Raw genomic sequence first — 14417 nt, forward strand, 5'->3', positions numbered from 1 at the left:
TTTAGTAGAATTGTAATGTACCTTAATAGACATTTGGAAAATAAAGTAAAATTGAAATCGTAATGATTTCTGTTATACTGTTTTTTATAACCTTTTTTGATTTTATATTCTGAATATAATCAAAAAGTAAATTATGGAAATGATGGGTAATTTATGAGAGTTCCATCGATATCTTAATAAGCCAAGTAGTGCTTAAAACCATTTAAAAAAATTTAAATGGTTTTGTTATTTTTAGTAAATTAAAAAACTTGGCAAAATTCAACTACAAGGGGGACTTTTATTATGAAAAAAATTGGTTTAGCTTGGCAAATATTAATTGGTCTTGTTATCGGGATCATTGTAGGCGCAATTTTTTATGGAAATCCAAAGGTTGCAGATTATTTACAACCAATTGGAGACATCTTTTTACGTCTGATTAAAATGATTGTAATACCAATCGTTGTTTCAAGTATCATTGTAGGTGTTGCTAGTGTTGGTGACACGAAAAAACTTGGCCGTTTAGGCGGAAAAACTATTCTGTACTTTGAGATTATCACAACAGTTGCGATTTTAATCGGATTATTAGTAGCGAATATCGTTAAACCAGGCGCTGGTGTAGATATGAGTATTCTTCACAAAACTGATATCAATACTTATGTTGAAACAGCAAAAGAAGTGAAAAGTCATGGGTTTGCAGATACTTTTGTAAATATCGTACCACCAAATATTTTTTCAGCTTTTGTTGAAGGAAATATGTTAGCAATTATCTTTTTCTCAGTACTGTTTGGTCTTGGTATTACAGCGGTAGGAGAAAGAGGAAAGCCAGTATTAGCATTTTTCCAAGGAACAGCTGATACAATGTTTTACATTACAAATCAAATTATGAAATTTGCTCCATTTGGTGTTTTTGCATTAATTGGTGTTACAGTTTCAAAGTTTGGATTAGAATCTTTAATTCCATTAGGAAAATTAGTCATAACTGTTTATATAACGATGGCATTCTTTATCGTTGTAGTACTAGGTTTAGTCGCTAAAATGGTAGGAGTTAATATTTTTAAGTTCATTAAATTAATTAAAGATGAACTGATCTTAGCATATTCTACTGCGAGTTCTGAAACAGTTTTACCAAGAATTATGGAAAAAGTAGAAAAATTCGGAGTACCAAGATCAATTTCTTCATTCGTTATTCCGACTGGTTACTCATTCAATCTTGATGGATCAACATTATATCAAGCATTAGCAGCAATTTTCATCGCTCAAATGTATGGTATTCATTTATCTATCACTGATCAAATTTCACTAATGTTAGTTCTAATGGTCACTTCAAAAGGTATCGCAGGTGTACCAGGCGTATCGTTTGTTGTATTATTAGCAACATTAGGTACAGCAGGAATTCCAGTTGAAGGTTTAGCATTTATTGCTGGTATTGACCGAATTCTAGATATGGCTAGAACAGCAGTAAACGTAGTAGGTAACTCTTTAGCAGCTGTTGTAATTGCTAAATGGGAACGCGCATTTAAACCAGAAGTGGTGAAGAATGACAATAACGTTGCTATGTAACGTATAATATAGTAAAGATATTTTAATTTTGACTCTCAAATAAATTAACTAAAAACAAAAGCCACAAGGAAAAAGAATTTTCCTTGTGGCTTTTCTTCTTTTACAGAAGTTTTTTTAAAGGGAAAAGTCTAAAAACATAGAATATTCTTAATTGTGTTTAATTTAAGTTCTAATAACGCGTCCTATTGGAAGGGAACCAATTAAGGAGGATAAGATGACAAATTTACTAGATATTACGATAGGGAAACTATTAGAAGAAAAAGCGAAATTACATCCTACTCATGAGGCTGTTGTCTATGCGGATAGAGGTTTAAGGATGAATTACGAACAATTTGAAAACCACTGTAGAGAAGTAGCAAAAGGTTTGATGAGTCTTAGAATTCAAAAAGGTGATCATATTGCAATATGGTCTTCAAATACACCTGAATGGCTTACTTCACAATTTGCAACAGGTAAAATGGGTGGAGTTCTTGTTACAGTGAACACAAATTATCGTACAGCTGAGCTAGAATATTTGTTAAAGCAATCTGATTCAACAACTATTATTTTAATGGATCAGTATAAAGATTCTTCATATATTAAAATGCTTTATGAAATTATACCAGAATTAAAGGATGCTGTTCCTGGAGAACTTCATAGCAGTCGACTGCCATTTTTACGGAATGTAATTGTTCTTGGTGAGAAAAAATACCCTGGAACATTCTCATGGAATGAGCTTATTTCTATGGCTAAAAATACATCAGACTTGGAGTTGGATAAGCGAATTGCAACAATGAGTCCGTATGATGTTATAAACATGCAATATACATCTGGAACGACTGGTTTCCCAAAAGGTGTAATGCTTACACACTCTAATATCGTCAATAATGGATTTAATATTGCGAATTGTATGGAATTAACTAAGGCTGATCGTTTATGCATACCCGTTCCATTTTTCCATTGCTTTGGATGTGTTTTAGGAACAATGGCTTGTGTTACTGTTGGAGCAACGATGGTACCTGTCCAAGACTTTAGTCCAAAGAGAGTACTTCAAACAGTACAAGATGAAAAATGTACTGGATTACATGGTGTTCCTACAATGTTTATCGCCGAATTAAATGAACCCGAATTCTCTAAATATGACTTATCTACATTACGAACTGGAATTATGGCAGGTTCAAACTGTCCAATTGAGGTTATGAAGGCAGTAATCGAAAAAATGGGCATTACAGAGATTACAATTGCATATGGCCAAACGGAGTCTTCTCCAGTAATCACACAAACTAGAACGAATGATCCAATTGAGGTACGAGTTGAAACGGTTGGTAAGGCATTACCAAATGTTCAAGTGAAAATAGTAGAACCAGGCACAACTAATGAAGTACCACGTGGAGTACAAGGTGAACTTTGTACGAGAGGCTATCATGTTATGAAAGGCTACTACAAAAATGAAGAAGCTACTCGTGCTGCAATTGACGAAGATGGATGGTTACATACTGGTGATTTAGCAATCATGGATGAAAATGGCTATTGCAAAGTTACAGGTAGGCTGAAAGACATGATTATCCGTGGTGGGGAAAATATTTACCCTCGTGAAATTGAAGAATTTTTATATACTCACCCAGATGTGTTAGATGTTCAAGTTGTTGGAGTTCCTGATCATGTGTATGGGGAAGAAGTAATGGCTTGGATTATTCTTAAAGAAGGAATAAAAATTACACCAGAGGATATTCGAATGTACTGTAAAGGAAAAATCTCAAAACATAAAATTCCTCGATATATCGAATTTGTAGAAGCGTATCCGATGACTGCCTCGGGGAAAATACAGAAATTCCGACTTAGAGAGCAAGCAGTAGAAACTGCACAAAAACAAGTTTAATTGATCTCATTTAATCATTAAAGAAATAGCAAAGTGAAACAGAAAGCTTTGCTATTTTTAATTAAAATATTTGTAAGGAATATTCAAACAATTGATCGTATTATGTTAAAATGTGGAGACAAAAAATTTAAAGGGGATACAAAGTTGAAAATACGAAAAAAGGATTCTACATGGCAGACTTTTAAAATAATAGTCTATTCTTTTACGATCGCATTAATTGTTAAGATTTTTATTTTTTCACCCTTTATTGTTCAAGGTGCTTCGATGCAGCCTACCCTACATAATCATGATTATTTGTTTGTTAACAAAGCCTCATTTCATATCTCATCAATAAATAGAGGCGAAGTTGTCATTATAAAAAAACAAAATGACCCTAAGTATTATGTCAAAAGAATAATTGGTTTGCCAAGTGACAACGTTAATTTAAAGAATGGACTCTTGTATATTAATGGAAAGCATATATCTGAAAACTATTTAAATGGCCATTTAAAAAATGTTTATAAAGAATATCTTCAATTTAATCAAGTTAAAGTACCTAGCGGGTCGTATTTAGTAATGGGAGATAATCGACTTAATAGTAAAGATAGCAGAAATGGTTTAGGGTATATTAAGCAGTCTGAAATAGTCGGCAAAGTTGAAGGCGTTTTTTTCCCTTTTGATCGAGTAAGAATAATACACTAAAAGGAAAAGTAAAATGGATTAAATAGGGATAATAGAAATTAGAAAAAGGTTTTTCATTAAAATTTCATTTTCATTATATAAAATAAAAAAGTAACAAAATTGATACTTACAGGTATTTTAAGCTTTATTTAAGGAAATAAATCTTAAATATAAGAATAAATTAATCAAAACTGAAAGTAGGAATATATAATGAAAAAAAGCGAAGAGCTAATATTGAAGGAAGAGATTACTCAAATTAAGAAGAATAATTGGTTATTAATGATCGTAGCGATCATCACGATACCTTTCTTAGTAATAAATATGTAAAGAAGTAAAGCCTGGAATAGTTAAATACCAGGCTTTTATACTGTTTAAAAAGTAATTGTCTATTAAATATTTTATTTCATGTTGTTTTCAACTCGCATATGCCATTCGCTCTTCTTTTTCTATTAATCTAAAATGGACGACAATTTATTTGACTTCATACCTATCTGGGTATATAGTTCATTTTAACTAATGTAAAAATTTTACTTAGAAAGGAAAGTTTTCTATGTCTTATGATGATCAAATAAAAAATAGAGTAAAAAGAATTGAAGGGCAGCTTAGAGGCATTTTAAAAATGATGGATGAGGATAAAGGATGTAAAGATGTTATAACTCAATTATCAGCAGTAAGAGCGGCAATGGATCGTACAATTGGAGTCATCGTAAGTACGAATCTAATTGAATGTGTAAGACTTGCTGATGAAAATGGAGAAAGTGCAGAAGAGCTTGTAAAAGAAGCAGTTAATTTATTAGTAAAAAGTAGATAAAAAACATTCGTAAAACATATCACTGACCAAAATATTTCAGAACATCAACTTCTTGAAAGTAGGACTTAAATGCAAATGTTAAATATTCTAATCATCTTATTAATTGCTTATTTTCTAGTACAAACTTTTCTTCCAATCAAAGGGGTTAAGCAAATTTCAACAAATGAATTAAAAAATGAATTGAAAAGTAAAGAAAAACAATTCATTGATGTTAGAACCTCTTCAGAATATAAAGGAAGACATATTAAAGAATTCAAAAATATTCCATTACATCTGTTAAAGCAAAATTTAAATCATCTATCAAAAGATCAAGAAACAATTATTATTTGTCAGAGTGGAATGAGAAGCAAAAAAGCATGTAAAGTTCTTAAAAAAATGGGTTATACCAATATTACAAATGTAAAAGGCGGAATGAGTACCTGGTCTTAATAAAGGAGAATAATTAATGAGAGAAATTACAGCAGAAAAACTTGAAGATCTATTAAAGAATGGAAATACCGTTAATATAATTGATGTTCGCGAAGTTGATGAAGTAGCAAACGGAATGATCCCAGGTGCGACACATATTCCACTTGGTTTAATCGAATTTCGCATGGCTGATCTAGATAAAAATAATGAATACATCGTTGTATGTCATGCTGGTGGCAGAAGTAGCCGAGCAGTACAGTTTTTAGAAAGTCATGGATTTAATGTCGTGAATATGACTGGCGGTATGCTTGCTTGGACAGGAGAAATTGAATAAACGATATGATCAAAATTGCTTATAAAAGAATATAAGCAATTTTTTTTATATGTATTGAAAGAAAGTAACATACTCAGGGTTATTAGTTGGAGAAAACGCAAAAAGATGAAAGTACGTATGCATAAAGGGTTCATGAGTAAGTAAAAAACCAAAAAATAAAATAAACTTCTCATAAATGATTCTTTCGTAAACTTTCTATTAAAATGCACAATAAATCGGACTAGCTATTGACATAAAAAACAGAATATTCTTATAATTAATTAAAATCTAATGTAGAAAAAACACAGAAGTTATTAGTATACTTATCTTTGTCTAGTTTAACTAATTTGAACGATTTACTTTTAATCTACTATAAAGGGTGTTCAGATGAATCAAGTTAATGAATTAGAAAGCTTTCCGTATCCGTTTAAAGAGGACATTTATCGTTACTCTAATAATTCTATTCTATTAGATCCACCTGTAAGCATCGAGATTACTCCAAAATATGAGAATGAAATAAAATTAAAAAGAAGTTTGCTACACAATTCACCTAGCCATTGTTATCAAGCACTTCCTACTAGTTTTGAAGGGCAATGGGAAATTGTAGAATTAGTTTTAGATCATTTAATAAGGTATTATCCAAACTATTTTGAAGTTCATAAGGGTCATGAATATTGGACTATTTATAATAAGCTTCTGATGGAGGAGGAACAATTTAGCTTTGGGGATCGAACTTCTGTTTTAGGAAAGCCTTTGAATTTCATAGGTAGACATGTACAAGAAGATTTAATTTATATGAGTCAACGAGATGGCGATTTATTTTTAGATGCTGGACATCTCTGTTTTCCTTCTAATTGGTCACTTTCTTTTAAATTAGGAATGAGATTTAAAGAGATTCATCAGCCGATCCCTATGTTTAGTGAAAAATCATTGGATGATCGAATTCTTCGTTTCTTAAAAAATATTGAACAAGGTGCACCGTGGACTCGTAAAAATTGGTCACTAATGGCAGGGAAAAGACTAGATACTTCATTAGAAACATACGATCAATGGGGTAAAGATAGACAAAAAGTTACAACTGATAATGTTGGGAAATTTGTTCACTTACGCGTTGAAGTTCAAAAGTTATTTAGGTTGGCTGCTAGTAATGGGCTCCTATTTACGATTCATACTCACTTATTACCACTAGAGCAATTAGCCTTCAATAAGGAATGGTTAGAGCAATTTTATAAAATTCTATGTGAATTGCCGGATTTCATTTTAGATTATAAAGGAATCTCTTCATATAAAAAAGAAGTAATAACATACTTAAAAAATAAACTTGATGAAGTTGGGTAGAATGCGATGAATAATTTAATAGTTGAAGAAGCTAGTTTTATAGATGGAAAAAGAAAATATTTAATCTGTTCGAATCATAGAGGGAGGCCGTTAATCCAGCCAATTTTAGAAAAGTTACTTGAGAAGAATTATTCTTTTGATTTTGTCTTCATCGGATTTGATTCAAGTCCAGAACAATTGCAAAATAATATCAAAACTTGGTTACAAAGTCAGAAAATGGGTAGCTATTTATATATAGCACTAAGTAAAGAAGAGCTTAAAAATTTACGGCCAATTATAGAAGATGTTGGATTTTTTGAAGATGAAGTACAATATGTTGGTTATGGTGAACTGAACTCGAAGGTTTTTTGTTGTCGTTGTCATAGTTTAACTGAATTAAAAAATTTAGAAATTGGTAAAGAAATTCAGTGTCAAAACTGTCATTTATTACTTTCAGTTTCTGATCATTATTCGGTCCATTATGACGCATATTTAGGAAACATCGCTAAATTGTAGATGGGAGTGAATGTATTGATTGAGAATACGATACTAGTTCGTGTTAATGAAATAAAGCAAATAACACAACAGGTTAAAGAATTTAGTTTTATTCCAATTGACGAATTTAATCTTCCAACTTTTAGTGGAGGTTCTCATATTAATACATATGTTGCTGCAGAAAATGAGATTATTTGCAGACCTTATTCTTTAGTTCATCATTCACTTATTGATAACACTTATAAAATTGCCATTCATTTAAGTTCGGAATCAAAGGGCGGTTCAAAATATTGGCATGAACAAATTAAAGTAGGTGATCGACTACGGATTAGCTATCCAAAAAATCATTTTCCATTAAGTTCAAGAGCGAAACATCATGTGTTTTATGCAGCGGGAATTGGCATAACGCCATTTTTATCGATGATGAAAGAATTAAAAAGTAAAAATAAGTCTTTTGAACTACACTATACTTCGGCAACAAAGTCAAGTAGTGCATTTCATGACTTTTTAAATGAATATTATAAAGAAGAAACTACTTTTTACTTTACGAAAGAGCTTAATTCTAGTCGAATAAAAGTTGAAACGCTTTTAGACCATTCAATCGGAACTCATGTATATTTTTGTGGTCCTAATCGGTTTATTTCTCAATTTAATGAATCAGCTTATGCATTTGGCTATCCGAAATCAAGTGTCCATATTGAGGTTTTTACACCACAATTATTGGCTAACTCTAGACCTTTTGAGGTAAGACTGGCGAATGGTACTACAAAACAAGTTCCCGTTGATAAAACTTTACTAGATGTTTTACTCGATGAGGGCTTAAAAGTACCATATTCCTGTAGAGTTGGTAGGTGTGGGACATGCGAAGTAAATGTAATCGATGGCCAAATTGAGCATCACGACTTTTTATTGGATGAGGATCAAAGAAAAAGCAATAAAATGATTTTAACCTGTGTCTCTAGGGCAAAATCAAATCAAATAATCCTTGAAATATAAATTTTAATAAAACAGCTAGACTACCCATTTAATTGGTAGACTAGCTGTTTTATTTTTATGCTTTTTTTAAAAAAATTATTATCAAAATATATTTATAAATAAGAGGATTTAAAAAATACGTAATTTTCATAATTTTAGAGGATTTTTGAAAGCGTTTGTCGAAATTTTAATTATTCTTTGCATTTATATTCTTAATGAAAAGAAAAATCGACTTTATTACATAGATAAATTCGATGATCTAATTTATTTTTACATCTTATTAAATTAAGAGACAAAGAAAGGAGTGGCTTTATACATGTCAGAAAATACAAAAACTTCGAACCATAACTTGGAAGAGAATTTATTTGCTGAATTTCCAAAGCCTACTGTACAAGAGTGGAGAGATGTTGTTGAAAAATCCTTAAAAGGAGCCACTATTGAGGAAAAGCTTGTAACAAAAACATATGAAGAAATAATTTTGAAGCCGATGTATGGCAAAGAAGATATCGCTAACTATCCTTATTTAAATGCACAACCAGGAGTATTTCCATTCGTTAGAGGAACAAGTGAACAAGGCTATCTAGAAAAGTCATGGGAAATTAGTCAGGAATTAGATTGCTCTTCGCCAGTGAAGTTCAACCGTGTTGCAAAACATGATTTAGACAAAGGTCAAACGATGTTAAAGATTCAACTTAACGAATCTTTAGAAACAAATAGTACAAATAATAATTTAAATAAAGGGTTAATCTTAAAATCTATTCATGATTTTAGAATAGCCTTTCAAAATATAAATTTAGAGGAAGTTCCTTTATATATTGAAACAGTTAACGGCGGGCAAGCGTTTTTTGGTTCATTTATCGCATATTTGCAACAACAAAATTACGATTTTAATAAAATAAATGGCTTTATTGGAATGGATCCGATCAGTAATTTAGTGAAAGAAGGGACACTTCCGTATTCTCTTGAAAATGCTTACAAAATGATGGCTGAGATCACAAGATGGTCGGTTAATCATACAGCAAATTTAAGAAATATTTTAGTGCAGTCACATCCTTATCACGATGCTGGAGGAAACGCAGTGCAAGAATTAGCATTTGCTATTTCAACTGGTTTAGAGTATCTACGTGAAATGGATAACCAACAAATTCCGCTTGATGATGCAGCGACGAAAATACTTTTCTCGTTTTCTATTGGATCGAACTTCTTTATGGAAATCGCAAAATTAAGAGCAGCTAGAATGATTTGGGCAAGAATTATGAAAGAATTAGGTGGTAATGAAGCTTCACAAAAAATGAACATTCATTCTCGTACATCTGCATGGACGAAAACGATTTATGATCCTTATGTAAATATACTTAGAGGAACTGTTGAAGCTTTTGCAGGTGTAATTGGAGGATCTGACTCACTTCATGTTTCCCCATTCGATGAATCAATTAAATCATCTGATGAGTTTTCTAGACGTATTGCGAGAAATACACATTTAATTCTTGAAAAAGAATCAAATTTATCGAAAGTCGCTGATCCAGCTGGTGGTTCTTGGTATATTGAATCACTTACTTACTCCTTGGCTGAAAAGGCATGGGAACTATTCCAAAAGATTGAAGAAAAAGGTGGAATGGTTAAGGCCATACAAGAAGGTTTCCCTCAAGCACTAGTTAAACAGGTTGCAGAAGAAAAATCGAGCAACATAAAAAATAGAAAAGATAAATTTATTGGGACTAATATTTATCCAAATCTTAATGAAACCGGGCTAGAGAAAAAAGAATTGGATTGTAAAGAAGTTGAAGGGAATAAAGAAAACTTCGAGGACAGTTCAGAACATTTCGTATTACAAAGTGGTTGTTCAATTGAAGATATTATTGATGCAGCAAATAATGGTGCATCAATAATGAACATTTTAAATGCAATGAATTTAGTAGACTCAGAACTTCCTAGAGTTAATCAATTAAATATACATCGTGGTGCAAAACCCTATGAATCATTACGTCAAAATTCTCAAAGCTATAAAAATAGTACAGGTGAATTTCCAACTGTATTTGTAGCAAATTTTGGACAAGTTGGAGCATATAAACCTCGAACTGACTTTGTTACTGATTTCTTTGAAGTTGGAGGATTTAAGGTGCTACAAAATAAAGGCTTTGCATCCATTGATGAAATAATCGATTCATTTAAAAATACAGAATCGACTATTGTTGTCATTTGTTCAACTGATGATCAATATTCAGAAATTGTACCTTCTATAACAAATCAGATTAAGAAAATTAATCCGAATGCAAAAGTACTTTTAGCAGGAAAGCCGTCAATAGATGATATGAATTTATACAAAGAAGTTGGAATTGATGATTTTATTCATATCAATGTAAATAATTTCGAGAAGTTACAAAATCTTCAAAAGGATGGAGGGATTACGAAATGAACAAACTAACAGACTTTACAAAGATGCCATTTAATACAACATTTTCAGCACCAAATATAGCACCTCCTAAACAGATGCAAGTAAATCATGATGATTGGAAAACTTTAGAACAAATAGATGTAAAGCCATTATATGATTCAACTGATCTTAATCAGATGGAACACTTAGGTTACGTTTCTGGAATTGCTCCGTTTTTACGTGGACCATACCCTGCGATGTATATAAACAAACCTTGGACAATTCGTCAATACGCCGGCTTTTCAACTGCAGAAGAGAGTAATGCATTTTATCGAAGAAATTTAGCTGCTGGTCAAAAAGGTTTATCTATCGCTTTTGATTTAGCGACACATCGTGGATATGATTCAGATCATCCTCGTGTTGAAGGGGATGTTGGAAAAGCAGGGGTTGCAATCGATTCAATTCTTGATATGAAAATTTTATTTGATGGTATTCCTTTAGATAAAATGTCAGTTTCAATGACAATGAATGGTGCAGTACTTCCCGTTTTAGCATTTTATATTGTTGCTGCTGAGGAACAAGGGGTACATCAATCACAGCTTACAGGAACGATTCAAAACGATATTTTGAAAGAATATATGGTGAGAAATACTTATATTTACCCACCTGAAGCATCAATGCGTATTATTGCTGATATTTTTTCTTATACTTCACAACATATGCCTAAATTCAACAGCATCAGTATATCTGGTTACCATATGCAAGAAGCAGGGGCAACTGCAGATATTGAATTAGGCTATACTTTGGCAAATGGATTGGAATATGTTCGAACAGGTTTAAAAGCTGGAATAGACATTGATTCGTTTGCTCCTCGCTTATCATTTTTCTGGGGAATCGGAATGAACTATTTCATGGAAATCGCAAAAATGAGAGCAGCACGTTTACTTTGGGCTAAATTGATAAAATCATTTGATCCAAAAAAAGAAAAATCAATGGCGCTAAGAACGCATTCACAAACATCTGGTTGGAGTTTAACAGAGCAAGATCCATTCAATAATGTGACTCGTACTTGTATTGAAGCGATGGCTGCTGTATTAGGACATACTCAATCACTTCATACGAATGCTTTAGATGAAGCAATTGCATTACCAACGGATTTCTCTGCTCGTATTGCCCGTAATACGCAGCTTTATTTACAAGAAGAAACAGGAATTTGTAATGTAGTGGACCCTTGGGGAGGTTCATATTACGTTGAATCTTTAACAAATGAATTAGTTCAAAAAGCATGGGCACATATTCAAGAGGTTGAATCATTAGGTGGTATGGCAAAAGCGATTGAAACTGGTTTACCAAAGATGAGAATCGAAGAAGCCGCAGCAAGACGTCAAGCACACATTGATTCAGGTAAAGAAACAATTATTGGCGTTAATAAATATCGCCTTGAAAAAGAAGATCCATTAGATGTTTTAGAAGTCGACAATACTGCAGTTCGACAAGCACAAATTATGAGATTACAAGAGCTTCGAGCATCTAGAGATGAAGCTAAAGTTCAGGCAGCATTAGCAGCAATTACTGAGGCAGCGGAGTCTGGGGAAGGTAATTTGTTAGCGCTTGCAATTGAGGCTGCAAGAGCTCGTGCAACATTAGGTGAAATTTCGGATGCTTATGAAAAAGTAGTAGGTAGACATAAAGCTGTTATTCGTTCGATTATGGGCGTTTACAGTGCCGAATACGGTGAAAAAGATGAAATAGAGATTGTACGTAAAATGGCTGATGATTTTGAAGAGAAAGAAGGTCGTCGTCCTCGAATTATGATCGCTAAACTAGGACAAGACGGTCATGATCGTGGAGCGAAAGTAATCGCAACAGCATTTGCTGATTTAGGCTTTGATGTAGATATCGGTCCTTTATTCCAAACGCCAGCGGAAACGGCACTTCAAGCAGTTGAAAATGATGTTCACGTTATCGGGATGAGCTCTTTAGCAGGAGGGCATAAAACGCTACTTCCACAATTAATGGAAGAGTTAAAAAAACTAGATCGACAGGACATTGTTCTTGTTGCTGGAGGGGTAATACCAGCAGGGGACTATGAGTTTTTATTGAAGAATGGAGCTGCAGCAATCTTCGGACCAGGTACTGTTATCCCAGTTGCGGCACAAAAGGTTATTGAAGAAATTAATCGCCGACTTGAGGATTCGATTTAAATGGATCACGAAAACAAAAGAAAGAAAAAGCTTTCAGAAGACGACTATGTAAATGGAGTACTTGAAGGCAATCGAACTATTTTAGCCCAAACAATTACCCTTATAGAAAGTAATTCGTCAGCACATATGAATTCTGCACAAAATGTGTTGACGAGGTTACTTCCTCATTCAGGTCGTTCGATCCGGATTGGAATAACTGGGGTTCCAGGAGCCGGTAAAAGTAGTTTAATAGAAAGCTTTGGAACATATTTGTGTGAACAAGGACATAAAGTAGCCGTTTTAACAATCGATCCAAGTAGCACAATTACAAAAGGTAGTATTTTAGGAGACAAAACAAGAATGGATTCACTTTCAAAGAATCCTAATGCATTTATAAGGCCTTCAGCATCAGGTGGTTCTCTTGGTGGGATTGCACGTAAAACACGAGAATCTATGCTAGTTTGCGAAGCAGCAGGCTATGACGTAATTTTAATCGAAACTGTCGGTGTGGGACAAAGTGAAGTACAAGTTCGTTCAATGGTAGATTTTTTTCTATTAGTCATGCTAACTGGAGCAGGAGATGAGCTACAAGGAATTAAAAAAGGCATCATGGAACTTGCAGATTCAATTGTTATCAATAAAGCCGATGGACAAAACAAATTAAAAGCCAATGCGGCTAAGGCTGAATTTAATCGAATACTTCACTTATTACAGCCTTCAACTCCCGGTTGGTCTAGTAAAGCATATACAGCTTCCGCGTTACTTGGTGAAGGTATTGAAGAAATATGGAGTGAAATTAATGCTTTTAAAGATCTAACAATTGAGTCTGGCTATTTTTCTTTGCGCCGTCAAAAACAAATGATTGATTGGATGTACAACATGGTTTTTGAACAGTTGAAACTAAGTTTTATGAATCATGAATGTGTGAAACTAAATTTAAAAACGATTGAAAGCTCAATTGTAAATGGAGAATTAACAGCAACTTCAGCTGCAAACTATTTATTATCCATTTTTGAAGGTAATAGGAAGGAGACATTGTAATGCATGAGACTAGTCCTAAAAAAATTAATCATATTGGAATTGCAGTAAGAGATTTAGAGACTTCTATTCAATTGTATACAAATGTACTTGGCTTAAAACTTAAAGGAATTGAAACAGTTGAAAGTGAAAAAGTACGAGTAGCATTTATCGAAATCGGTGAAGTGAAAATTGAGCTTTTAGAAGCAACTAGTCCAGAAAGCCCAATTGCAAAGTTTATTGAGAAAAAAGGCGAAGGAATTCACCATATTGCATTAGAAACAGAGAACTGTGAGAAACAGCTTGAAATTGTGAAAGAACACGGAATTAAACTAATAAATGAAGTTCCAAAAAAGGGTGCGCACGATAGCCTAGTTGCTTTCCTTCATCCAAATTCAACGAATAAAGTATTGTTTGAGCTTTGCCAACCATCATCAAGTGTTTCCAGAAAGGAAGTTGAATAAAGT

The 14417-nt window shown here is 32.9% G+C and carries 13 protein-coding genes; all 13 read left to right on the forward strand.

The features are described from left to right. The first annotated feature begins 282 nt into the window (after positions 1 to 282). Positions 283 to 1539 carry a cation:dicarboxylate symporter family transporter gene (locus EP747_RS15740; protein WP_069032148.1) on the forward strand — a complete coding sequence of 419 codons (1257 nt, stop codon included), beginning with the start codon at positions 283 to 285 and terminating at the stop codon, positions 1537 to 1539. A gap of 214 nt (positions 1540 to 1753) precedes the next feature. Next, positions 1754 to 3397, forward strand: a complete 1644-nt coding sequence (locus tag EP747_RS15745; RefSeq protein ID WP_129691072.1) for an AMP-binding protein — start codon at positions 1754 to 1756, stop codon at positions 3395 to 3397. A gap of 144 nt (positions 3398 to 3541) precedes the next feature. Then, positions 3542 to 4078, forward strand: coding sequence for a signal peptidase I (gene lepB / locus EP747_RS15750; RefSeq protein ID WP_235832898.1), 537 nt, complete (start codon positions 3542 to 3544; stop codon positions 4076 to 4078). A gap of 529 nt (positions 4079 to 4607) precedes the next feature. Continuing rightward, a complete protein-coding gene (locus tag EP747_RS15755; protein WP_098234579.1) occupies positions 4608 to 4868 on the forward strand; it encodes a metal-sensitive transcriptional regulator in 261 nt (86 codons plus the stop codon). Between the two features lie 69 nt (positions 4869 to 4937). Then, positions 4938 to 5297, forward strand: coding sequence for a rhodanese-like domain-containing protein (locus tag EP747_RS15760; protein WP_129691073.1), 360 nt, complete (start codon positions 4938 to 4940; stop codon positions 5295 to 5297). Between the two features lie 16 nt (positions 5298 to 5313). After that, the gene (locus EP747_RS15765; RefSeq protein WP_129691074.1) at positions 5314 to 5610 is read left to right on the forward strand and encodes a rhodanese-like domain-containing protein; all 297 of its coding nucleotides are present in this window, start codon (positions 5314 to 5316) and stop codon (positions 5608 to 5610) included. A 366-nt stretch (positions 5611 to 5976) separates the two neighbouring features. Continuing rightward, positions 5977 to 6927 (forward strand): heme-dependent oxidative N-demethylase family protein, encoded by a 951-nt coding sequence (locus tag EP747_RS15770; protein WP_129691075.1) that lies wholly within the window; start codon positions 5977 to 5979, stop codon positions 6925 to 6927. Between the two features lie 6 nt (positions 6928 to 6933). Next, a complete protein-coding gene (locus EP747_RS15775; protein WP_129691076.1) occupies positions 6934 to 7422 on the forward strand; it encodes a hypothetical protein in 489 nt (162 codons plus the stop codon). A gap of 6 nt (positions 7423 to 7428) precedes the next feature. Then, positions 7429 to 8397, forward strand: a complete 969-nt coding sequence (locus EP747_RS15780) for a PDR/VanB family oxidoreductase (protein ID WP_235832899.1) — start codon at positions 7429 to 7431, stop codon at positions 8395 to 8397. A gap of 295 nt (positions 8398 to 8692) precedes the next feature. After that, positions 8693 to 10792 (forward strand): methylmalonyl-CoA mutase family protein, encoded by a 2100-nt coding sequence (locus tag EP747_RS15785; RefSeq protein ID WP_129691078.1) that lies wholly within the window; start codon positions 8693 to 8695, stop codon positions 10790 to 10792. Then, positions 10789 to 12954 (forward strand): methylmalonyl-CoA mutase, encoded by a 2166-nt coding sequence (gene scpA, locus EP747_RS15790; protein ID WP_129691079.1) that lies wholly within the window; start codon positions 10789 to 10791, stop codon positions 12952 to 12954. The genes EP747_RS15785 and scpA overlap by 4 nt, the downstream gene beginning before the upstream one ends. Continuing rightward, positions 12955 to 13974: a methylmalonyl Co-A mutase-associated GTPase MeaB gene (meaB, locus tag EP747_RS15795; protein WP_129691080.1), complete on the forward strand. Its 1020-nt coding sequence runs from the start codon at positions 12955 to 12957 to the stop codon at positions 13972 to 13974. Further along, positions 13974 to 14414, forward strand: a complete 441-nt coding sequence (gene mce / locus EP747_RS15800; RefSeq protein ID WP_129691081.1) for a methylmalonyl-CoA epimerase — start codon at positions 13974 to 13976, stop codon at positions 14412 to 14414. Before meaB ends, mce begins: the two co-directional genes overlap by 1 nt. The last annotated feature ends 3 nt before the right edge of the window (positions 14415 to 14417 follow it).

The organism is Gottfriedia acidiceleris (genome assembly GCF_004138285.1).
Classification (GTDB): Bacteria; Bacillota; Bacilli; order Bacillales; family Bacillaceae_G; genus Gottfriedia; species Gottfriedia acidiceleris_A.

Bases quoted from the DNA above. Each gene is read 5' to 3' on its own strand.
- EP747_RS15740 (WP_069032148.1), top strand. From the start codon at position 283: ATGAAAAAAATTGGTTTAGCTTGGCAAATATTAATTGGTCTTGTTATC.
- EP747_RS15745 (WP_129691072.1), top strand. From the start codon at position 1,754: ATGACAAATTTACTAGATATTACGATAGGGAAACTATTAGAAGAAAAA.
- EP747_RS15755 (WP_098234579.1), top strand. From the start codon at position 4,608: ATGTCTTATGATGATCAAATAAAAAATAGAGTAAAAAGAATTGAAGGG.
- EP747_RS15760 (WP_129691073.1), top strand. From the start codon at position 4,938: ATGCAAATGTTAAATATTCTAATCATCTTATTAATTGCTTATTTTCTA.
- EP747_RS15765 (WP_129691074.1), top strand. From the start codon at position 5,314: ATGAGAGAAATTACAGCAGAAAAACTTGAAGATCTATTAAAGAATGGA.
- EP747_RS15770 (WP_129691075.1), top strand. From the start codon at position 5,977: ATGAATCAAGTTAATGAATTAGAAAGCTTTCCGTATCCGTTTAAAGAG.
- EP747_RS15775 (WP_129691076.1), top strand. From the start codon at position 6,934: ATGAATAATTTAATAGTTGAAGAAGCTAGTTTTATAGATGGAAAAAGA.
- EP747_RS15785 (WP_129691078.1), top strand. From the start codon at position 8,693: ATGTCAGAAAATACAAAAACTTCGAACCATAACTTGGAAGAGAATTTA.
- scpA (WP_129691079.1), top strand. From the start codon at position 10,789: ATGAACAAACTAACAGACTTTACAAAGATGCCATTTAATACAACATTT.
- meaB (WP_129691080.1), top strand. From the start codon at position 12,955: ATGGATCACGAAAACAAAAGAAAGAAAAAGCTTTCAGAAGACGACTAT.
- mce (WP_129691081.1), top strand. From the start codon at position 13,974: ATGCATGAGACTAGTCCTAAAAAAATTAATCATATTGGAATTGCAGTA.